This is a genomic window from Photobacterium sanctipauli, assembly GCF_003026495.1.
In the GTDB taxonomy this organism is placed as follows: domain Bacteria; phylum Pseudomonadota; class Gammaproteobacteria; order Enterobacterales; family Vibrionaceae; genus Photobacterium; species Photobacterium sanctipauli.
The window spans coordinates 20,222-43,122 of record NZ_PYMA01000028.1; the positions used below are offsets into that span (position 1 = coordinate 20,222).

General features: G+C 52.0%; 18 protein-coding genes and 1 riboswitch. Of the genes, 4 read left to right on the plus strand and 14 right to left on the minus strand.

The window, feature by feature from the left end; translation table 11 throughout:
• Positions 1 to 45: 45 nt before the first annotated feature.
• The 12 genes from C9I98_RS25290 to csrD all read right to left on the minus strand — a co-directional run bounded on the left by C9I98_RS25290 (position 46) and on the right by csrD (position 12,941).
• Positions 46 to 525, minus strand: coding sequence for a type II secretion system protein (locus C9I98_RS25290; protein WP_036831701.1), 480 nt, complete (start codon positions 523 to 525; stop codon positions 46 to 48).
• Between the two features lie 34 nt (positions 526 to 559).
• A complete protein-coding gene (locus tag C9I98_RS25295) occupies positions 560 to 1,138 on the minus strand; it encodes a prepilin-type N-terminal cleavage/methylation domain-containing protein (protein ID WP_036831698.1) in 579 nt (192 codons plus the stop codon).
• 36 nt (positions 1,139 to 1,174) lie between these two features.
• Complete coding sequence (locus C9I98_RS25300) at positions 1,175 to 1,666, minus strand: hypothetical protein (RefSeq protein WP_245907248.1); 492 nt, start codon at positions 1,664 to 1,666, stop codon at positions 1,175 to 1,177.
• Entirely contained in the window at positions 1,644 to 2,864 is a 1,221-nt protein-coding gene (locus tag C9I98_RS25305) for a type II secretion system F family protein (RefSeq protein ID WP_036831696.1), read from the minus strand. Before C9I98_RS25305 ends, C9I98_RS25300 begins: the two co-directional genes overlap by 23 nt.
• Before the next feature lie 16 nt (positions 2,865 to 2,880).
• The gene (locus tag C9I98_RS25310) at positions 2,881 to 4,599 is read right to left on the minus strand and encodes a GspE/PulE family protein (protein ID WP_107272633.1); all 1,719 of its coding nucleotides are present in this window, start codon (positions 4,597 to 4,599) and stop codon (positions 2,881 to 2,883) included.
• A gap of 2 nt (positions 4,600 to 4,601) precedes the next feature.
• The gene (locus C9I98_RS25315) at positions 4,602 to 5,843 is read right to left on the minus strand and encodes a tetratricopeptide repeat protein (protein WP_158262714.1); all 1,242 of its coding nucleotides are present in this window, start codon (positions 5,841 to 5,843) and stop codon (positions 4,602 to 4,604) included.
• A 5-nt stretch (positions 5,844 to 5,848) separates the two neighbouring features.
• Positions 5,849 to 6,691, minus strand: a complete 843-nt coding sequence (locus C9I98_RS25320; protein ID WP_036832242.1) for an ExeA family protein — start codon at positions 6,689 to 6,691, stop codon at positions 5,849 to 5,851.
• Between the two features lie 8 nt (positions 6,692 to 6,699).
• Positions 6,700 to 8,385 carry a pilus (MSHA type) biogenesis protein MshL gene (mshL, locus tag C9I98_RS25325; RefSeq protein ID WP_036832240.1) on the minus strand — a complete coding sequence of 562 codons (1,686 nt, stop codon included), beginning with the start codon at positions 8,383 to 8,385 and terminating at the stop codon, positions 6,700 to 6,702.
• Positions 8,386 to 8,402: 17 nt separating this feature from the next.
• Positions 8,403 to 8,732, minus strand: coding sequence for a hypothetical protein (locus tag C9I98_RS25330; protein WP_051902717.1), 330 nt, complete (start codon positions 8,730 to 8,732; stop codon positions 8,403 to 8,405).
• Positions 8,725 to 9,360 carry a type 4a pilus biogenesis protein PilO gene (gene pilO / locus C9I98_RS25335; protein ID WP_036832235.1) on the minus strand — a complete coding sequence of 212 codons (636 nt, stop codon included), beginning with the start codon at positions 9,358 to 9,360 and terminating at the stop codon, positions 8,725 to 8,727. Before pilO ends, C9I98_RS25330 begins: the two co-directional genes overlap by 8 nt.
• Complete coding sequence (locus tag C9I98_RS25340; protein WP_245907249.1) at positions 9,357 to 10,841, minus strand: PilN domain-containing protein; 1,485 nt, start codon at positions 10,839 to 10,841, stop codon at positions 9,357 to 9,359. Before C9I98_RS25340 ends, pilO begins: the two co-directional genes overlap by 4 nt.
• A 132-nt stretch (positions 10,842 to 10,973) precedes the next feature.
• A complete protein-coding gene (gene csrD, locus C9I98_RS25345; protein WP_036832232.1) occupies positions 10,974 to 12,941 on the minus strand; it encodes an RNase E specificity factor CsrD in 1,968 nt (655 codons plus the stop codon).
• 325 nt (positions 12,942 to 13,266) lie between these two features.
• Between csrD and C9I98_RS25350 the strand changes: the two genes are divergently transcribed.
• Entirely contained in the window at positions 13,267 to 14,163 is an 897-nt protein-coding gene (locus C9I98_RS25350) for a LysR family transcriptional regulator (protein ID WP_036832231.1), read from the plus strand.
• Positions 14,164 to 14,249: 86 nt separating this feature from the next.
• Here C9I98_RS25350 and C9I98_RS25355 read toward each other — a convergent pair whose 3' ends face one another.
• Positions 14,250 to 14,807 (minus strand): single-stranded DNA-binding protein, encoded by a 558-nt coding sequence (locus C9I98_RS25355; RefSeq protein WP_036832229.1) that lies wholly within the window; start codon positions 14,805 to 14,807, stop codon positions 14,250 to 14,252.
• A 271-nt stretch (positions 14,808 to 15,078) separates the two neighbouring features.
• On the opposite strand from C9I98_RS25355, the gene uvrA reads away from it, so the two are divergent.
• Entirely contained in the window at positions 15,079 to 17,922 is a 2,844-nt protein-coding gene (gene uvrA, locus C9I98_RS25360) for an excinuclease ABC subunit UvrA (RefSeq protein ID WP_107272635.1), read from the plus strand.
• A gap of 82 nt (positions 17,923 to 18,004) precedes the next feature.
• On the plus strand, positions 18,005 to 19,759 hold the full coding sequence (locus C9I98_RS25365; RefSeq protein WP_107272636.1) for a PglL family O-oligosaccharyltransferase: 1,755 nt from the start codon (positions 18,005 to 18,007) through the stop codon (positions 19,757 to 19,759).
• Positions 19,760 to 19,813: 54 nt separating this feature from the next.
• On the opposite strand, the gene C9I98_RS25370 is transcribed toward C9I98_RS25365, so the two are convergent.
• Complete coding sequence (locus C9I98_RS25370) at positions 19,814 to 20,932, minus strand: pyridoxal-phosphate-dependent aminotransferase family protein (protein ID WP_107272637.1); 1,119 nt, start codon at positions 20,930 to 20,932, stop codon at positions 19,814 to 19,816.
• 237 nt (positions 20,933 to 21,169) lie between these two features.
• Positions 21,170 to 21,357: riboswitch (Lysine riboswitch) on the plus strand.
• Positions 21,358 to 21,558: 201 nt separating this feature from the next.
• On the opposite strand from C9I98_RS25370, the gene lysC reads away from it, so the two are divergent.
• Complete coding sequence (gene lysC / locus C9I98_RS25375) at positions 21,559 to 22,854, plus strand: lysine-sensitive aspartokinase 3 (protein WP_245907250.1); 1,296 nt, start codon at positions 21,559 to 21,561, stop codon at positions 22,852 to 22,854.
• Positions 22,855 to 22,901 lie beyond the last annotated feature (47 nt).

Consider the following 22,901-nt stretch of genomic DNA (forward strand, 5'->3'; position numbering starts at 1 on the left):
AGTAATACCTTTATTAAATAGCGCTCCGAAGAGCGCTATTTTAAATCAATTACATTCAGAGACAGTCGTAGATGCCGCTGAAGTTGCAGAAAGTGCTTGATTATATTGAACATAGCAAGACGTCACTACATCCCCATCAGAAGCAGCGTTAGCCAGTGTAAATGCACGAATAGTACCTGTTGCACCAGATACCGTAACATTTACCCACTCAGTATCATCTTGTAGTCCTTGAACTACAACATCAATACCATCTTCGGTTGCTGCTGGGTAACCAAAAGCAATATCTACATCTCCAGCATCAGTTGAAATTGTTGCAGTAGATGATTTGTCCTCACCCTCAATCGCAGCCTTACCGTAGGTAATACCTGCAGCGCCATTAATAGCACCTTTCAGGCCTTGCAGCGCTGAGTTACGCGCATCATCTTGCAGGTTCAAAAAACGTGGAGCTGCTGTAACCGCCAGGATACCCAGGATTACGATAACCACCACCATCTCAATCAGCGTAAAGCCGCCTTGACGTTTCATAACATTCTCCTAATTTTCTAATAATTAATACGGCCTAGCGTATTTCTACTTGCACCGATCCGTCCATCGGCAAATAAGTAAAGTAATGACCTGAGGTCACATCTGTTGTGCCATTGCCATCATTACCGGTTGAAGCCAACTGATAATAACGACAGGTGTTTGAACCATTGTCGTCAGCCAACTCGGTATAGAACAAGAACTTGCCGCTCTGTGCATCTGTCGACTGACTGGTTACTTTTGGCGGGTTCTGCAGTAGGTTGTCCATCAGGGCAACACAATCGCTTACTACCATGCTATCTACCGAAACATTGCGGGTTGAAATTGGGTAACCAACACGTGGCGTACCGGTATCACCGTCCTGGGTCAGGTAAAAGTCGGTACCATCATAATCCACCGTGTTACGACCGCTGTTCTCTGGGCGACCATAGGCTTCCCACTGTGCTCGGACAGATAACACTGCCGTCGCATAGCCACCAGCAACACCTTCGATAGAGGCTTTCTTGGCTTCATCGGTCACATTCATAAAGCGTGGTAACGCAGCTACAGCTAACAAACCGACAACAATAATCACGATGACTAACTCAACCAGAGAAAAGCCAGACTGTTTTTTCATGTCTGTTCTGCCTTATTCTGATTAGTCAAATACACATCACCATAACTCGGCGCGCGTCAAAAAACTGTCAATGTGTATTGTCTCATTTTCATAAAATAATGCTAGCCAATTTCCATCACTAATTCGGAAATAACATGAATTATAATACGCTGATCTCATTTCTTTTTTTTCATGTAGATCTGCGTAAGAAACAGGGTTCATCTTTGGTGAAAGCAGTTCCCACGTTTTTTCACAATTAACATGGTTATTATCCAGCACAATCGGCCAGCCATACCGGGTGTAGGAGACGTTAATCCCATTTACCGTCATGCGTTCTGGCTTGTTGTTCAATTCCCATTTTTGCCGCAGCGAAGACGCACTTTTAGTAAGGGTATTAATTAATACTTGTTGTTGGGCTTGAACCGCTTTTTCATTTATTTTTTGCCACTGCACAAACAGCGAAGAAATAATGATGAAGATAACCGCCACGAATAAGAATTGTTGAATGTGGCGGCTGAATTTAAGATTAAACCCCGCGAGCGACATCAAGCAAGCTCCACATCGGCAGGAAGATACCCAAGGCCAGGATCAATACCATAATCGCCACAACCAACAACAAGATAGGTTCAATTCTGGCGGTCAAGGTCTTGAGATCGTAATCCACTTCGCGATCATAAAAATCAGATGCTTCCAAGAGCAAGTCATCAACTTGACCCGTTTCTTCACCAACAGCGATCATCTGTAATACGAGCGGGGTGAATACGCCCGACTGGCTCGCTGTGCTGGCAATACTGCTGCCCCCTTCGATGCCGTTTTTCATTTCAATCAGGCGGGTTTCCAGGTAGCGGTTACCCAGTGCTTCTGCCGACATTTGAATGGCCTGGTTAAGCGGTACACCGGCCCGGATCATCAATGAGAAAGTGCGAGAAAAACGCGATAGCTGGGCACGGTTGACGATACCGCCAACAACGGGCACTTTTAGCCGCCACTTATCCCACTTCTCACTACCGGCAGGGGTTTGGCGCCATACCTTGATGCCGATCCACGTCAATCCGATGGCGCCTATCATCAAGGGCCAATAATGAACAAAGAAGTTGGAGGTCCCGATCAAAATCCGGGTGGGCAAAGGCAAATCAACCCCAAAACGACCGAACATAGAGGCAAATTGCGGGATCACCTTGATGTTCAGTACCGCCATCGCAATCATAATGGCGGTGATCACAAACATCGGATAGCGCATCGCCGACTTGATCCGACGGCGGGTTTCCATCTCCTGCTCGTAGTATTGGGCCAATTGTAATAATGATTCATCCAAGCGGCCGGTGTTTTCCCCGACTTGGATCATCGATACAAATAGTTCAGAGAACACCCGCGGGTGTTGCTTCATTGCAGCAGACAGCGACTTACCGTTGGTAAGCTCTACCACCACACTTTCCAGTGTCGATTTCATCAAAGGATGGCTAGCACTTTGCCCCAATCCCTTGATCGATCTCAGCAGCGGTACCCCGGCCTTGGTTAAACTAAAAAGTTGGCGACAGAAGATCACCAAGGCTTCGAGCGGGATATTGCTTTTAAATAAGTCTTTGAGATCGACCCCGGCCACTTTTGCCTTGCCTTCACGGATCTCAAGCGGGATGATCCCTTGGCGAATAAGCAAATCTGCCGCCGCATCCTGGGTAGCCGCTTCGATTTGGCCGCGCTGAAGCTCACCTTGTGCCCCGCGTCCACGGTAGATAAATTGTGGCATTACCCCCTCCTACCCATCAGCCCAGCACATAGCCGTCGTTTTCATCGCCTTCGCCCAGCAACATCACTTCATCCAAGCTCGTGACGCCCTCCAAGGCCAGCTCCATTGCCGATTCAACCAATGGCTTATAACCTTCAGAGTGGCGGGCAATTTGGCTAAAGCCAACTGCGTCGTTGGCACGCAAGGCATCCATCATGGCAGGCTTCATCTCCAATAGCTCGAATACCCCGATACGGCCTTTGTAGCCCGTGAAGTTACAGGTTTGGCACCCCCGGCCACGCTTAAACTCAGCCTGATCCAAGTGCGGGAAACGCGCCAACAACCATTGTGCCTTGGCGTGATCTGGCTGCTCGGCTTCGGCACAATCACGGCAAACCCGGCGTACCAAACGCTGTGCCAAGACGGCGCGTACGGCGCTGGCAACCAAATACCCCGGCGCTTCCATATCCATCATTCGCAATGCACTGTCGACAGCATCATTGGTGTGCAGGGTGGACAGTACTAAGTGGCCGGTGAGAGCCGAGCGCAAACCAATTTCCACGGTTTCCTGATCACGCATCTCACCCACCAGGATAATATCCGGATCCTGGCGCAGAAAGGTTCGCAGGATTGAAGAGAAAGTCAGACCAATCTTGCTATTTACCTGCACCTGATTAACCCGCGGCAAGCGGTATTCCACCGGGTCTTCTGCGGTGATCAGTTTTTTACCCGGCTTGTTCAGCTCACTCAACGCCCCATACAAGGTGGTGGTTTTACCCGAGCCTGTCGGCCCCGTTACCAAAATCATTCCATGAGGGCGCTTTAGTTGGCGGCGGAAGCGCTGCAAGATAGCATCGGGCATGCCGATTTCTTCTAGGCTAAGAATACCCGCCGATTGGTTGAGCAGGCGCATCACCACGGATTCGCCATGCTGTACCGGCATGGTAGAAACACGGACATCCACCGAGTTGCCGCGCACCTTGACGTTGAAGCGACCATCCTGGGGCAAGCGTTTTTCAGAAATATCCAGCCCGCTCATAAGCTTAAGGCGCAATACCAATGCCGATGCCACCGCAGCTTCGTTCAATAGGGTTTCATGCAAGACGCCATCAATACGCTGGCGAATACGCAGTACATCGCTATCCGGCTCGATATGGATATCCGACGCCCCAACTTGAATCGCATCTTCAAACAACGAGTTGATCAGCTTTACCACCGTCACTTCTTCGTTATCGCCTTCATCGAGGCCAAAGCTGAACTCCGACTCATGCTGGTGCTCGGCTTGTAGCTGTTCGGCAAAAGAAACAATCTCTTGGGTTCGGCGGTAGTAGCGATCAAACGCAGCCAGCAACTGACGCTCAGGGGCTATCACCAGCTCAACCCGGTATTGGGATAGCTGATCGTAAAGCGCTTCTTGTGCTGCCAGATCGGCAGGATCACTCATTGCAACCCGCACCGTGTCATCTCGGACACCAATAACCAGCGCACGCAAGCGGCGGGCATGGACTTCGGATAACAAGGCAGCCCCTTCGGCGGCAACGGTTACCCGGGTCAAATCGACCAATGGAATATCGAGCTGGCGGGAAAGGAACGACAGCATTTGCTGCTCGGTCAAGAAGCCCATATCAATCAAGGTGTCGCCGAGCTTTCTCCCTGTTGACTGTTGCTGTACCAGCGCCCGCTCTAGCTCATCTTGGCCAACAATGCCTTCTTCAACGAGCAGATCGCCCAAGCGCTTACGAAGTCTGATTTGCATGGTTAGCCCTCTCTACTGGCCAGCACGGCAAGTCGCTGCTGGATAAACTGCTGTGATTGCTGGGAGATCCGCCCCATGCTAAGTGCTTGCTGATAAGCTTGCTCGGCCTTATCAACCGCATCGGAGCGCTCAAGGGCAATGGCCAAGCCCATCCACCAACGGCCGTCATAGGGCTCGTCTCTTACCAGCAGTTGGTAGCTGCTGGTTGCCAATTCGTTATTTTTCAGCTGTTGGGCCAACGCCCCACGCATCGCCAAATAGCGAGTATCCACTTCTTCCGGTAAGGTCGCCAAAATATTCAGCGCCGCTTGTGGCTGGGACTCATTGACGAACAGCTTAGCCATGGTCAGGCGGATTTCGGGCTGGCCGCTATCGTAAGCCAATCCTTGTTGCAGGGTTGCCAATGCTCGGCGATTTTCCCCGCGCCCATAATAAAGCGCCGACAATTTTTTGCGTGCCGTTACCCAAGAGGGCTGGTATTGAACCGCAGATTCCAAGTAGCGAATTGCCTTAATCGTGTCGCCGTCATCCAGCGCCTTCTGGGCTTTTTTATATTCAACCTGAGCCAGCTGCTCGGCATTCAATTCAACCGTTTCAATCACTAGGCCTTCGGGTGGGGCCTGATTGTCTTCCGGCTCCTCATTGGCACTCCCCGCTGGTTCAACCGTCATGATTTGAGGTTGTTTTGCTGGCGGGGCCTTGGCAACTACCGTTTTTACGGGTTTCGGGCTAGAAGCGGGCTTTACCACCGTTTTTTGTGGCGTAGCAACAACCGGCTTCTCTTCTTTTTTTGCCACAACAACAGCTGGCGCTTTCGTTTGTGCAGGCTTGTTATCTGCTTCAACGGCCACGGGCTGGCTTGTTTCAGGCTCGCTCACCGGCTCGACCGGGGTCACCTTCGCCAGTTTCACTGGTGCTGGCTGTACCGGTGACTGTTCGATTTTTGCCTCGGGCTCTAATGTTTGGGGAGCGGGCTTTGGGATGTTCGCAGCAGCTAAAGTCTCGACATTTGGCGCAACGGTGCGCTCAGCAGCTGGCTGAGCCTCTTTGGGTTGAGTGTTTGTACCCGAGCCGAGCCACCAGCCAACGACACCGGATAGCACAAAGCCGGCGCAGGCTAAGCCAACCCAACGTAGCGAGGTTGACTTGGCGATAGGTTTGATTGGAGCAGGCTTTAGTGCCGCTGCCTTTGTTGCCCTTTGTTGCTGGCTCAAGGCATTCAGTTTGTTGTTTAATTCACTCACGGCGGTTATTGCCATCCCCATAGTACTGGGTACGTCCAGCGTGGCTGGCGCGCACCCAAGGTGTCTTTGATCGCAAGCAAGACGTCATGTCGGCTCACTTGCGGACGGTTGTCGCTACAGGCAGCAATCAATGCCTTATGGCACAACTGGTTGATCAGCCTTGGGATGCCGCAGCTTGCCGTCCAAATTTCTTTGTATTGCGCTAGCGAAAACAGTGGCGCGCTGCCACCTGCACTGCTTAAACGGTGCTCGATATAGGCCACGGTTTCAGCTAGATCCAATTCACGCAAGCAGCTGCGAAAAGTGATCCGCTGGCGAAACTGGCGCATATGGTGCTGGGCCAACCGCTGATCCAGCTCTGGTTGGCCAAGCAAAATAATGTGGAGCAGTTTCTCTTGCTCGGTTTCCAAATTCCCCAGCAGGCGGATCGCCTCCAGGGCATCGTCCGGCAGGGCCTGCGCTTCATCAAGCATCACCACCACCGATTTACCCTCTGCCTTTCGCTCAAGCAGCGCCTGATGCAATTGATCCGTTAGCAGCGAGGCATCCCCCGAAGCCGGAATATTCAGCTCTTTAGCCAACGCCGAACGCAATGCGTCGCCGCTGGCAGCTGGCGTGGGTAAGTACGCCAATTGAAAATTTTCGGGGAGTTGATTGATCAACATCCGGCAAACAATAGTTTTACCTGTCCCGACTTCGCCGGAGATCTGAATGATTCCCTCCCCCATCTCAAGCGCGGCCAATGTGGTCGAGATCGCTTCGAGGTGCGGGGGCAAGGCGTGGAAAAACTGCGTATTCGGCGTCAAGCCGAAAGGCGCAGTCGTCAAGCCAAAGTGCGACAGGTACATGGCACCTCCTACTCCGGAAACCACTCAGAAACCAAGGCGCGGGAGCGTTCGATTTCTTGTTGCCATGTCTGCTCACCCACCACGGTAGGTTTAAGCAGGATCACCAGCTCGGTTTTAGACTCGATTTGGTTGATATTGCGGAACAGGTGGCCCAGCATCGGAATATCGCCCAACAACGGTACCTTGGATACCTGATCGCTGGTCATTGATTTCATCAAGCCGCCAATCACCACCACATCACCGGAGCGGGCGTGGATCACCGAGTCCGATTCACGAATTGAGCTTTTTGCCAACGGCAATTGATAGGTACCAAACGTATCACCCAAGGCGATGTCTTTGATCTCGGTTACCACATCAATAACCGCCGGGTGGACATGCAGCAGCACCCCGCCCTGATCATCAATTTGCGGGGTCACATCAAGCGAAATGCCCGAGAAGAAAGGCGTCAGTTCGACATCAGGTGACGCAGTGCCGCCATCGCTGTTTACCTCGCCCCCGGACACATCCGTGACAAAGTACTGATCGCTACCAACTTTGATCACCGCCTTCTGGTTATTGGCCGCAGTTACCCTCGGGCTCGACAGCACATTCAAGTCACCTTGGGTATCAAGGAAGCTCAAAACCGCATCGAAATTACCATCAGAGATGGTGATGTTGGTCTGTCCGCCAAGCAAGGTCGAGATTGGATCCCCGCCAGGTAATGCCGGGATCTGAATATCACCATTTGAATCGGTAATATTCCCGCGGCCAAAGATGATTTCAGTACCGCCAATCGTCTTGGTAATGTTGTTCCAATTTATCCCCTGCTGGTAACCATCACTCAAGGTGACTTCCATGATTTTGGCTTCAAGCACAACCTGGCGCTTCAAACGCTTTTGGGAAACCCCAAGGAACTCTTTTACTTCACGCAATTCATTAGGATAGGCGCGAACTGATAGCAAGCTGGCTTGCGGGGACACCACGATACTGCGGCCCTGGCCCGTTCCGATCATTGCCGATACCGCTTTTTCCAGCTGGGCCCAGAAATCGCTCTCTGACACGGTCTCAATAGTGGTACCGCCCGTCGTGGTGCTCGAGCTGTTATTGCTATTATTGCTGTTGTTATTGCTGTTATTGTTCGAGTTATTATTGTTACTCGAATTGCTGCGGTTTGAATTGCCCGAGTCGCTATTGGTAATCGAACCTGTCGTCAGTGTGGTCAACGAGATCCCGCGGCGTTGCAACTGAAGGTAGTCAACCGGGATCACCTCGGTACGCAACGTGGCCGGGAATACCTGAATGATGTTGCCCTTGCGAGTGGTGTTGTAACCATAAATATCCGACACCACCTCCAGCACTTCATCCAAGGTTACATCGCGCAGTGTTAGCGATATTTGTCCTTGAACCTGGGGGTGGATCACCATATTAAATGGCGTGCCTTTAACCAGGCTGCCGAAAAATGCTTTTGCATCGACATTGCGGGCATTGACGCGAAAACGCTTCTCCAGCGCAGAATGGCTGGCATAATCATTACCGTCCAGGCTCGGCATCAAATCATCATTGACCGAATCCGGCAGATCTATCAACGGGCGACTATTGGCTTCATTGGCGGCTGTATTCAGTGCCCCTTTGACCTCCACGGGATCCCTGTGCCCCATGTTGGCTGAGCACCCCACCAAGGAAGCAATCACTATTGCTACTACTATTCCACGCATCTTTATCACTTATTGTTCTATTCTGACTTTACGTTATCGGCGAAAAGATAGAGCCGCCATTGCTGACTTCCCCGACGCAGGATGACAAAGTCATCCTGAACCCTATCCAAGGTGTAACCATTGACCCGACCTCCTGGTGAGATCAGGTTATTGTTTAGGATCACGGTACAATCACTACCGGATTGATCACAGAAGATACCTTGCAACTGGGGCAAGCGCGCCCTAGAAGGGGCCTTCTTCACCGCAGGCGCCTGCCATCCTAGCGGAGCCGTTGGGTCCTGGCTGGCCACTGCATTGCCCGCGGATAATATCCCGGCCCAAAAGGCTATAAATACCAATCTACCCACCAATGAAATCCTTACTCTCACCCAAGGTGTACACTTCCAATTCAATATCCGCCCATGGGTAGCTATCTACCTGATAGTTAAGACTACGCCAGTAGTACTTTACGGGTAATGCCTCCAACTGGCGCAAGTAGGCAACCACATCGAAATACCGTCCGCGCAGTGACAACCTAACCGGGTGAATGTAATAGCCCTGATCGTTACCGCTCAGCAGCTGTACCGAAGGTTGAGAAGACAGTGCCACCAGCTTGAGGCGCTGGGAGCGCTGCAGTACCTGCTCCATTAGCGCCGACATTTCATTCGCCGTCACCAAGCTCGCCACCCGCCCTTCCAGTTGCTCATCGAGTTGGATATTCTGCCGCTCCAGCAAATCGATACGTTCATCGAGCTCGCGGTTTGGATCGGCTTTCAACTGCCGCTCAATCACCAAGATCTGGTTATCGCTATTAATGATGTTGTTATTGACCGATACCAGTTGGCGTTTCGCAGCAGCCAAACCATTAACTTGCGGTTCAATGATCACCATATAGCCAACAAACAGCAGCGCTATCCAGCCCGATATGGCTATCAGCCACTGTTCGCGCTTAGTCAGCAATTCAAACTTATCGCACAATGTTTGCCAGCGGTTCATGGCGTTTCTCCTTGTGCGTTTTGCTCCCTTTCAGCCAGCAGCTTAAAGGTCACAATGTTCTTGTCGTTACGCCCGAGCGACATCAGCTGGAACCGACGACCTGATAAATCAGGATGGGTCTTAAACGCTTTCAGCCACGTTGGCACTGCCGCCGGTGAACGGGCAAGCCCCTCAAGATTGAGCCGTTTCCCGGATACCGCGATGCGTTGCAACGAGATATCACCATCAGCCGCATCAGACAGCTGCTGCAACATATTGGCATACCCTACCTGCAAGCTATCGTCATGCTCTGCAATCGCTTTTAGCGTCGCCTTTTTGGCGGCCAGGTGTTGCTCTAGTCCATCAGCCGCCTCAATTTTCAACGGGCTAGGCAAGTGCTTGGCCAAGCTTGCCTTAGCCCGCTCAAGTTCGGCACTTTTCGCCGCTAAACGCGCTTGTTCGGCCGCTAGCTGCTGCTGCTGGTGATAATTTTGCCAAGCAAACCAGCCCGCCATGGATGCCATCACAATGGCGATGGCCAACCAGCTCATCACGATATTTGGCAGGGTGAGCAAATTCGTACTGGGCTTCAAGGCATCAGAATAAAAATTGATGCCAGCCTGCTCCGGCTCAATCACACCGGCATGGGCGACCCGCGCTGCATTACTCGTTAATGACGGGTGGCTTGGCGATACCGCCACCACATTCACATTCAAGCGCTGGCCAAGGGCCTGTGCCAAGGCCTGATCATTATCGTCGTCGCAAGAAATCAGCAGCTGGGTGATTGGCGCATCACGCAACTGGGCACTGAGGAAATCGAGCGAGCGTTGGAGCTCTAGCGCCAGCCCGTCGAGTTGAAGCTCCCCAGAAGCACCATCCCCACCATCTATTGCCAGCAAAGGGGCAGTAAAGCCACGCAGCTGGCGCTGGAAGCATAACACTTGCTGCCGATATGCCGAGAGCTGCAAATTGCCTGAGCCACGGCGGTGAAGCACTAGCTGGTTCTGGTTATGGGTGGTCAGCTGCCCCCACACCACTTCCTCGGCGCTCACCCGCATCAAGTCACAACCCGACTCGCGAAAGACCGCAATCAGTAGTTCAAGTTGCTTTCGATGCGAGACGAATACCTGAAGCCGGTCTTTTAGCGGCGCGGCAAAGCCATCCGCCACCAAATCGGTCGGCGACTCATTAACCAGCTCCTTGACCAGATACGGCAATGCGGTTGAGTACTCTTCACGGGGCAGCTCTGCTTTCTCAATAAACATGCTTTGGTAAAAGCCATGCCCCAGAACCAAGCGAAAGCCATACCCCTTAAGCTGATGCCGCTCAATTAATTCCTTGATGGCATCACCCCAACCATTGGCACCGAATACCGCCAACTCATCAGTTATCCATTCTTTTTCAGCCATATAAGCCAATGCAACGGTATCGGAAAACACCGAAATACCCGCACTGAGCCCTTGGCTTTTCTTTTTTACTAATTTGTTGAATAACGTCTTCAATTTTATGAACAACCAGCAAGTGCACGTAAATTTTTGTGAGTACGATTATTTACAGCGCTTTTGTTTAACTCACGTCAAATATTTGACCATTATAATCAGATTACGCCAAGACAGTAGCACTTTCTTAACGTACTAAAATTTGTTTCGGAATAATTTGCCATTGGTTTGGGCGATATGCTTGCTGTTTTCAACCGAGATTTCTGCCGAAAAATAGCGTCCCTGCCCACCTTTAACACCAAGTTGTTTTAATACCTGCCATTCCTTACTGTTTTCCACCCCGACAGCGATAACCTGCGCATCTGAGTCTGCGCAGGCACCCAACATACTTCTGACGAATAATTGGTTTTCCTGCCTTTGGTCAATTTCGCGCACCAGGCTTCGGTGCAGCTTGATATAGTCAGCCTTGATATCCTTGATGTAATGGGTGCTGACTATCGTACGGCCAGCCTGATCCACCACAAGCTTACAGCCCAAGCCGACCAACATCCTTGCCACCGGGCGCATGGCATCAAGGTGTTTCACCAAGCCCCCTTCGGCGACTTCGAAAGATAAGCGGTTTAGCACGGTACGCGGTGTTTGCAGTAGCTCATCGCGCAACCACTTCACGAATGATTTTTCCAGCAAGGCCTCGACACTCACATTAACCGAGATCAAATCTTCCACAGGCTGCTCTTTCAGCATTTTCAGCGCTTGGGCTATGACCAGCTTGTCCATCCTGGCATTGAAGCCAACCTGCTTCACCGCGGTCAAAAAGCGCGATGCCTTGATCAGCATGCCATTTTCGTCTTTGATCCTTGCCAATAGCTCACGGTGCAAAATCGTTTCATCCAGCATCAATACCGGCTGCTGGTAAAGGATCGGGCCACCATTGCTAAAGATGGTATCGAGCAAGGTGCGCCAGCGCACACTGCCCCGGGCATCTTCATACTGCTGATCTTTCTTAAACGCATACCAACTATTGGTGCCCTGCAACTGGGCACTTCGCAGCGCCATATCGGCCTCATCCATCACCCTGCCACGCCGCTCACCGCTGGCGCAGAAAGTCACACCTATGTGGCACCAGTTGTCCGGCTCCAAAGGCGCGGCGGGGATCAAGCGATCCAAGGCATTCATCAACACATTGGTGAACTGTTTGACTTCCTTGGTCGACTGCTGCGATAACAAAATCGCAAATTCGGCATCAAAATAACGTGACAGCACGGTATCGGGATAACGCTGGATCAAGTTGGAAATCACCACGCCCACATCTTGGATCAACTCGTCGGCCTCTTCCTTACCCTTCTCCGCCAACAGCTCATCCCAATCGGTAATGCGGATCAACAATACCGCGCCGTGGGTTTCCTGATCTTGCAGCATCGACTGCAACCGGCTATCAAAAAGTACCCGGTTAGCCGCCCCTGTCAGTTGATCAAGGAAAGTGTGGGTACGAATAAAGGTATCGAAGCGGCTCCGCTCCTGACGGGCATCTTTCAGCTCGGCTATCATTTTATCCAGTGCCAAGCTGGCCGTCGCCGGCCACTCCTGCTCATCGCCAACCGCATTGTCATCCACCCGGCCAGCCAGAATCATCCGCCCCCGGTGCTCAAGCAATTCCGAGCCGTATAGCTGGCGCCGGAGCCAGTCCATTCCCCAAATCAAGCCAAGAATGATGATGGCAACGGCCAGGCTGATCGAAGACATCGCCCCGATGGAATAGGTAAATTCGGTATAAGGGGGGATAGATTTCAAGGTGACATAAAAATCCGGGTTGTGCTCCAACTCATAACGGCTGTTATGAAGTACCGACCTGTCAGTGATAGGTTGCAGCCCCTTGAAGGCATACACCACCCCTGCATTGCTACCTACCTCCAATTCCACCACGTTGCTGGCCTTGAGCAACTTCGGAAGCCAGCGGGACAAAGATTGCGAGCCTTGCGGATCAGCCAGTTCTTGATCGATAACCTCGACCACACCATCCAGGTAATGGGTCAGGTAGTCTTGTCCCAGCTTACGAAAGCTGAAGGCCCCGCCAATGAAGATGACGAAAATGGCGCAAATAACGATTAGTGTCACGAAGGCAACCAAACGGTTGGTCAGCTTCATCCCCGACGCTTTTCTCATAGGTAACCAATTAATAAACGATGTTGAATCCGGCAAGACAAGCAAGACGATGCCTGTATCGAGTACTTACAGCAAAATACCATTCAATTTATATAACTGTCAGTGTTTAAGTCGACAATATTAGCAATTTGTTAACACTTGAGTAGGACAAATATGTCGACCTAGCAGCCCTTCGGTTGGAATTAACCGCTGAGCGGCGGTGTTTTTTGGTATGATGCTCAGAGCTACTGAATAATTATCTGAATCAGCTGCACATTTTTGCCCCCACCTCTGACAGAGGCTCGGGTATCAGGCGTCAATTTAGCGAGTAGGTAAGCACACGAATATGGACTGGATCACCTGTACCACCAGCTTTGTCACTGTTGTAGAGCAGGGCTCGCTGGCCCAAGCCGCCAATAAGCTCAACACCTCAAGCTCAGCGCTATCCAAGCGCTTATCATGGTTGGAAAAGCAGCTCGGGGTGCAGCTACTAAAGCGGACAACCCGCAGCCTTACCATGACCGACGCCGGACGGCTGTTCTACCAGCGTAGCGCACGGTTGCTGGAAGACTGGCACCAAATGCTGGCTGAGACGACCTCGACCTACGGCGAAGTGAGCGGCGTATTGCGCATTGGCGCCCCACTGGCTGTCGGCAGCCGCTTGTTGGTTAACTACCTTGCTGAGTTTTTCGAGACCTACCCTAAAATCCAGGTTGAGCTCCACACCATTACGCCGGGCCAGCTGCCCGATCTCAACCTCGACGTCTTCATCAGCAAGGAGCTTACCGACTTCAACTCATCCAGCTATATAGCGACCCGGTTGTTCAACTTCCAGTTAGGCTTTTATGCCGCACCGAGCTACCTCGAAGGCAAACCGCTGATCGAGAACCCGGAACAGTTGGCAGAGCACAACTGCCTATTGTTTGGCAACCACGGCCATGAACAGGAATACACCTTTGCCAATAACCAGCGCTTGCGCCTGAAAGGTAACTTCACTACCCAAAACCCCGAAGCCCTGGTCGCGGCGGCCGTTGCCGGCATGGGGATCATCCTGGCCGGAGGCAACACCGTCCAACGCGAGCTCAGCAAAGGCTTGCTGGTGCCGGTGCTCCCGGAGCTAAAACAGCCAATGAACTCGGCCTATGCCTACTACCCGAAATTGGATTACAACCACGTCAAAACCAAGCTGTTCATTGACTTTATCAAGGCCAAGGCCAACCCCGACAACGGCATGGCAATGTAGTCAGTAAGACTGATCAAGCACTTATGTCGGTAAATAAAAAAACCCTGCCAGTCGGCAGGGTTCTGAAAGTCACATTAAGCCATTGCTTAGAACGGAATATCGTCGTCGAAATCCATTGGTGGCTCATTGTACTGCTGCTGAGGCTGCTGCGGTGCTTGCTGCTGAGGAACCTGTTGCTGCTGTTGCGGCGCGAAGTTCTGCTGTGGTGCTGCTGCTGGCTGTTGAGGCTGACCCCAACCACCTTGTTGCTGCTGACCGCCCATTGGAGCGCCCATACCCTGACCACCGCCCTGGCGACCACCAAGCATCTGCATTACGCCATTGAAGCCCTGTACCACAACTTCTGTTGTATAACGGTCTTGGCCACTTTGATCTTGCCACTTACGAGTTTGTAGTTGGCCTTCAATGTAAACCTGAGACCCCTTACGCAGGTACTCACCAGCCACTTCAGCCAGCTTGCCGAATAGCGCAACACGGTGCCATTCAGTTTTTTCACGTTGCTCGCCGGTGTTCTTATCGCGCCATGACTCAGAAGTAGCAATGGTAATATTTGCTACTGCGCCACCACTTGGCATGTAACGGATTTCCGGGTCATTACCTAAGTTACCAACAAGGATAACTTTATTTACGCCACGACTGGCCATAGTTCACTCCAGATCTAATACCCGACCGCCAGATAATCTCAGCGGCCGCTATTCAAAGTTTATACTTAATCGCGCAGTCTATCATGCTTCACCCCATGGGGAACAGGGCTGAATCTGTGTTATCTGACGCAAATTAACAAGGCGGCTAGTATATCGCCTTCGTGCAATATGTATACAGTTTACTGTATCTTTATACAGCTTTTGCTTTCAAGCCCCCAACAGCTATGCAATAATGCGAAATTCACAAGTCAGTCAGTAAAGCTCGTCGATTATGGATAAAATTGAAGTCAGAGGTGCTCGCACCCACAACCTCAAAAACGTCACCCTCACCCTGCCCCGGGATCAGCTTATTGTGATCACCGGCTTGTCAGGCTCAGGGAAATCATCACTCGCGTTCGACACCCTGTATGCAGAAGGGCAACGACGTTATGTGGAGTCACTTTCGGCCTACGCCCGCCAATTCTTATCCTTGATGGAAAAGCCGGATGTCGACCATATCGAGGGATTATCACCGGCCATCTCTATCGAGCAGAAATCTACCTCGCACAACCCGCGCTCGACCGTTGGTACCATCACTGAGGTATACGACTACCTACGCTTGCTATATGCCCGCGTTGGCGAGCCGCGTTGTCCGACCCACCACGTCGAATTGGCTGCCCAAACCGTCAGCCAAATGGTCGACAAGGTACTTGAACTGCCAGAAGGCAGTAAAATGATGCTGCTGGCACCGATTGTGAAAGAGCGAAAAGGCGAGCATGTAAAAACCCTCGCCAACCTGGCGGCCCAGGGGTATATCCGCGCCCGTATCGACGGTGAGGTATGTGATCTGTCTGATCCACCGACACTCGAGCTACACAAAAAGCACACCATCGAAGTCGTCGTGGATCGCTTCAAGGTACGTGACGATCTACAGCAACGTCTTGCCGAATCATTTGAAACCGCACTGGAGCTTTCCGGCGGTACTGTCGTCGTCAGTCCAATGGCCCCAGAGGAAGCCGAAGAAATTATTTTCTCGGCCAACTTTGCCTGCCCGCATTGTGGTTACAGCATGCAAGAGCTGGAGCCCCGCTTGTTCTCGTTCAACAACCCGGCAGGGGCCTGTGGTACATGTGACGGACTGGGTGTACAACAATTCTTTGACCCTGCCCGCGTGGTACAAAATGGCGAGCTAAGCCTATCCGGCGGTGCCATCCGTGGCTGGGACAAACGCAACTTCTACTATTTCCAAATGCTGAAGTCGCTCGCCGAGCACTATGGCTTCGATGTCGAGACCTCGTTCGATGAACTGCCGAAAAAAATCCAAGGCGTCATCCTCAACGGCTCTGGACGCACCGAAATCGAATTCAAGTACATCAATGATCGCGGCGATATTACGGTAAGGCGTCACCCGTTCGAGGGGATCCTCAACAACATGGAACGCCGCTACCGCGAGACCGAATCCAACTCGGTCCGCGAAGAACTCTCGAAATTTGTCTCCACCAAGCCCTGCGCAAGCTGTGATGGCTCGCGCCTGCGCCTGGAAGCCCGAAATGTATTTCTCGCCGACACCACGTTGCCGCATGTCAGCGAAATGAGTATCAGCGAAGCGCTGGACTTCTTCGCCCAACTACAGCTGCAAGGCCAAAAGGCCAAAATTGCCGAGAAGATCCTCAAGGAAATCAATGACCGCCTCAGCTTCTTGGTCAACGTCGGCCTAAACTACCTCAACCTGTCACGCAGTGCCGACACCCTGTCTGGTGGCGAAGCCCAGCGTATACGCCTTGCCAGCCAAATCGGCGCCGGTCTGGTCGGGGTGATGTATGTGCTTGATGAGCCATCAATCGGCCTCCACCAGCGTGATAATGAACGCCTGCTGAAAACCCTGACCCACCTGCGTGATCTTGGTAATACGGTCATCGTTGTCGAACATGACGAAGATGCTATCCGTACCGCCGACCACATTATCGATATCGGCCCTGGCGCCGGCGTCCACGGTGGTAATGTTATCGCCGAGGGGACGTTCGACGATATCATCGCTTCCGATGCCTCGCTCACCGGCCACTACCTCAGCGGCAAGAAAGCCATTGAAGTGCCGGAAAAACGGGTCGAGTTTGATCCTGAGAAAACCGTCAAGCTACTGGGCGCAACGGGCAACAACCTGAAAAATGTCGATGCCGAAATTCCAGTCGGCCTACTGACTTGTATTACAGGGGTATCTGGCTCGGGCAAATCAACCCTGATCAACGATACGTTCTTCAAAATCGCCCACCACCAGCTAAACGGTGCGACTTCCGGCGACGCGGCGCCTTATCGTGAGATTCAGGACTTGGAGCACTTTGACAAGGTCATCGACATCGACCAGAGCCCAATTGGCCGCACACCACGCTCAAACCCGGCGACCTATACCGGGATCTTTACCCCGATCCGCGAGCTGTTTGCCGGCACCCAGGAGTCACGCTCCCGCGGCTATAAACCTGGCCGCTTTAGCTTCAATGTTAAAGGCGGGCGATGCGAAGCCTGCCAGGGCGACGGCGTGATCAAGGTCGAAATGCACTTCTTACCTGATGTGTATGTCCCATGTGATGCCTGTAAGGGGAAACGCTACAACCGCGAAACCCTTGAGGTACGTTACAAAGGCAAAACCATCGACGAGGTATTGGAACTTACTGTCGAGGACGCGCGCGAATTTTTTGATGCGGTTCCAGCCATTGCCAGAAAACTTCAAACGCTGGTCGATGTGGGGTTATCGTACATACGACTAGGCCAGGCTGCGACAACCCTATCAGGTGGTGAGGCCCAGCGCGTCAAGCTTGCCCGCGAACTGTCGAAGCGAGATACCGGCAAGACTTTGTATATTCTGGACGAGCCGACCACCGGCCTGCACTTCCATGATATCCAACAGCTACTGGCCGTACTGCACCGCCTGCGCGACCACGGGAATACCATTGTGGTTATCGAGCATAACCTTGATGTGGTGAAAACCGCGGACTGGATCATCGATCTTGGCCCCGAGGGCGGTAGCGGGGGTGGTGAAATCGTCGCGACCGGCACCCCAGAGCAAGTCGCCCAGGTTGAGGGGTCGCACACAGCCCGCTTCCTCAAACCTTTGCTCCCGGCGCCAGTACCAGTAGAATAGGCAAAGCCTCGACAAACAATCCATAAACAGGGCCTAGTGCCCTGTTTGTTTTTATACACTCGCGCAAACCGATGGAACCACGATGACAGTGTTACAGGTACAAGGAACCAGACTCGCCGAACAAAGGATCAGTAAACCCATGGTCAGGTACTTTTTGGCCTCGATCGGTGTCCTGTTCCTGTTGGCTATGCACTACTTCCAGCACAACCCCGGCGGCTCGGGAATCGAACTCTCATTTAATGCTGCCAGTTGGATCCCGTTCAGTTTCGCTATTGCATTTGGCCTGCTGGAAATTTGCCGGCAAAAAGTCTGGCGCTATTCCCGCCTGACACTGGTTCTATTCGTTTGCTGCCTAATGCTGTCATTGCCACTGCTCTACCCCAATGCCGCAGTGGCAGAATCCACCCCTCGCATATTGGGCCTGTGGGCGGGCTTTTTATTTTTTGTTGGCCTGCAACAATTTGCCTTTACCCAAAAACAGCGCCAGCGCTTACTTTGGCTTATTTTAATCGGTGTTTGGATTGAAGCCCTGTTTGGTTGGGTACAGTTCCTATTACTACAACCGGGCAACCCCATTAGTTACGACACCATTGCCAACCGCCCTTACGGTATTTTCCAGCAGCCAAACGTCATGGCCAGCTTTCTGGCAACAGGCTTAGTGCTATCGGCCTATTTGCTCGCCCGCATCCCGATGTACCGGGGGAAATGGTCTTGGCAACAACTGACCCTTTTGCTGACACCCGTCGTCGTATTACCAATCCTCGTTGTCCTTAGCTCCCGCACCGGCTGGCTCAGCGCCACCGTTGGTATTTTATTGATGCTGCCTTACCTATTGCGTTTTGCCGCCAAGGCCCAATGGCGCATGTGGTTGTTGATGGTCGTGCTCGGGCTTAGTGTCTCTTGGAATATCAATTCAATGACGGGGTGGGTGCCAAAAGAAGAGCGCCTCAGCCTGGTGAGCCCCCGCGCCATGCACATCCCGCAAGCAGCAGAGATGTTCATGAACGAGCCGCTGACGGGCTATGGCTATGGCAAGTTCGAAACCAGCTATATCACCCAAACTGCCCAGTGGCACCATGAGGATCCAGCGCGACCATATGGTATGGCCTCGCTTGACCACCCGCATAACGAACTGGCTTATTGGGCTGCCGAAGGGGGAGTGATCCCGTTGCTGGCACTACTGATTGCTGCCGGGGCGGTGTTTTTCAAGGTAAAGAAAGCGCGAGATGGCACCCAACTCGCACTGGTTAGCCTATTCTTGCCAATTACCCTACACTCCCAGCTTGAGTATCCGTTCTACCATTCGCTGGCACACTGGGTCATCTTCATCATCTTTATTTACTGGGTTGATAACCTGACAGCCAAGTACCACAAGCTCAAGGCTAATTATGTATTGCCACTCAAAACACTGGTCGTTGCCCTTCCGGTGGTGATCACCGGCTTCATGGCAACCACGCTGTACTCCGGTCACATGCTCACCAAGTACGAAACAACCCGGCCTGTTAATGTTGATTACCTACTTGCGGTCAACAATCCATGGGCTTGGAAAAACCGTTTTGAGTGGGATCTCCACCTGACCCAGCTTCAAGTGGGGGCCGCTACAGATAACCCGCAACTCATACAGCAGTATATTGATTGGGCACAAGACAAAGCCAAACTCTGGCCACGCCCGGCGCTCTACACCAATCTTATCGCCGCCTACACCCAGCTTGAGCGCTTGGACTTGGCCGAGCAAATTCAGCATGAAGCCCAGTACCTTTTCCCCGGCCATGACTTCGAGCTGCCAAGCCAAAAGCCCCAGGCGACAAGTGCCGCTGTGAAGCCTGAAAATCATTAACGCTCGCAACAAAAAACGGCTACCCAAGAGTAGCCGTTTTCATCTCGTCACCAACTACTTCAACGTAGTTTCCAGTGCGCGTAAGCACAAGGCAACATTCTCGCTTCGCGCCGCATAGCCCATCAAGCCGATACGCCATGCCTTACCTGCAAGCGCACCAAGGCCGGCGCCGATTTCAAGGTTGTAGCGCTCAAGCAGGATGCTTCTTACCAGCGCATCATCCACCCCTTCCGGGATGTATACCGCATTCAATTGCGGTAGACGGCTAGCTTCATCAACAACAAACTCGATACCCAGCTTCTCAAGCCCTTCGCGCAACTCAAGGTGAGCATCTTTATGGCGCTGCCAAGCATTCTCCAAACCTTCGTTCTTCAGCAGTACCAAGGCTTCATGCAAGGCATAAAGGCTGTTGACCGGCGCAGTATGGTGGTAGCTACGCTTACCTTCGCCGCTCCAGTAACCCAAAACAAGGCTTTGATCCAGGAACCAGCTTTGTACTGGTGCCTTGCGGTTCTGGATTTTTTCTACTGCACGCTCAGAGAATGTCAGAGGCGACAATCCAGGGACACATGACAGACACTTCTGGCTACCAGAATACACGGCATCCAGTTGCCACTCGTCCACCAGCAAAGGAACACCGCCCAGCGATGTCACCGCATCCACGATAGTCAGGCAATCATGCTGGCGCGCAATCTTGGCAATCGCTTCGGCATCGGTCAGAGCACCTGTCGAGGTCTCAGCGTGGACAAAAGCCACTACCTTAGCATCGCTGTGCTCGGCCAGCGCTTGCTCTACCAATGCAGGTGAAACCGGCTCACCCCAAGCATTATCGACCATCACCGCAACACCACCGCAACGCTCGACATTCTCACGCATGCGGTCGCCAAAGACACCATTGCGACACACAATCACTTTATCGCCCGGCTCAACCAAGTTAACAAAGCAAGCTTCCATCCCTGCACTACCCGGAGCCGAGACCGCAATGGTAAACGTGTTCTTGGTTTGAAATGCATATTGAAGCAACTGCTTCAGTTCATCCATCATGCCAATAAACAGCGGGTCGAGGTGTCCGATAGTTGGTCGGCTCAGTGCTTGCAGCACCTGCGGATAAATATCAGATGGCCCCGGCCCCATTAAGGTGCGTTGCGGCGGGTAAAAGCTACCAATTGTCATTATATGTTCTCCCTGATAGTAACTAACTTGGCGTTTGCCTATTGTTGGTAAGGTACTGATTGACTATATCAGTTCTGGACAATGAATGCTCACCATCCGAACAAGCCCGATCATTCACCAATACAATTTCTTGCATTTTTTTTAAATATTTTTTCAAGCACCAATTGACAACAGAGTAACAAATCCGCTTCAATAGAGATCGTTTTTTGTTCACCCTGATGCGTTATTGAGTCAGGTGAAAACAGAAGAGGAGCGTTACCCAGGTATCTAAGTTTGCGGGGCCCCACCCCAAAGCAATCTAGAGAGGGGGAGTAACGCCGAGATACGGCATGACAGGGGGCATGGCGTATCGGCTTAGAAGGTTGAATCCTTCTGGCTGTCACCTATTCAGCATAACTATGAATAGGTGGGGAGCTTCTGGTGTTGTAGTTAATTACATCTTACCTTTTTGCTCTCCTGACGTTTTTTGTCGGGATACCTATCCCGAGCCCCCTGTTAATTTATTGCGTTTTTTTGCTTTGTTTACTGGGAGACTCGTTTTGAGCTTTGTCGAAAATAACTTTACTGTTCCTCCACCGATCACCGTAGCGAAATTTGGCGGTACTAGCGTAGCCGATCATGCCGCCATGAGCCGAAGTGCCAAGATCATCAAGGATAACCCAGCGACCAAGGTCGTTTTGATCAGTGCCTGTTCCGGCGTCACTAACCTGCTGGTTGAACTTGCAAATGGAATTGCCGATAACGAGCAGCGCTCCCAACGGCTACAGCAACTACACACTACCCACCAGAGCATTATTGATCAACTGGACGAGCCGCAGGCGGTCACCAGCCAAATCGACCAACTGCTCGGTAGTGTGGCAACCCTTGCAGAACAAGCAGCTCAAGCGCCATCGGTCCAATTGACAGATCACCTGGTCGCCCATGGTGAACTGCTATCAACCTACCTATTTACCCAAATTCTTTGCGAAATGGGGGCAACTGCCCAGCGTTTCGATATACGCCAAGTCATGCGTACAGACAGCCAATTTGGTAAAGCGATCCCTGATATCGACACCATCAGCCAATTGGCCAAAGAGCACCTTCAGCCATTACTGGCAGACGATCAGGTTGTTATTTCCCAAGGCTTTATCGGCTCTGAACCCAACGGTATCACCACAACACTAGGCCGTGGTGGCAGTGACTACAGCGCTGCCTTGGTTGCCGAAGCCATCAAAGCTGAAACCTTGGAGATCTGGACGGATGTACCGGGTATGTACAGCACCGATCCACGCATCACGGCCAATGCTAAGCCAATCAACGAAATCAGTTTTAGCGAAGCGTCAGAAATGGCTAACTTCGGTGCCAAGATATTACACCCATCAACCCTGCTGCCAGCCGTTCGCCAACAGATCCCAGTCTTTATTGGCTCATCCAAGGCACCTGAGCAAGGTGGTACATGGATCCGCGATAAGGTAACAGAAGCACCGTTATTCAGGGCGCTAGCCCTACGATGCAACCAGACAATGGTGACCCTGACCAGCCTCAATATGTTCCATGCCTATGGTTTCCTTGCCGAAGTATTCCGTATTCTTGCCGAGCACAAGGTGTCTGTTGATTTGATCACAACATCAGAAGTCAGCGTATCGCTTACACTGGATCAAACGGATACCAGCGGTGGCGCACCAAGCCTTCCGCCAGCTGCCCTAGAAGCACTTAGCCAATTATGCCGCGTCGAGGTAGAGCAAGACCTCTGCCTTGTTGCCCTTATCGGCAACCAAATGAGCGAAACTAAAGGCTCGGCCAAGCAGGTCTTCGCTACCTTGGAAGACTTCAACCTGCGTATGATTTGCTATGGCGCAAGCCCGCACAACCTCTGCTTCCTAGTCAAAACCAATGACTCAAAGCAAGTGGTAAAAGCCCTTCACCAAGAGCTCTTCGAATAAAGATCTCCCAAAAAACAAAGGCGCTCAACTGAGCGCCTTTCTTGTTT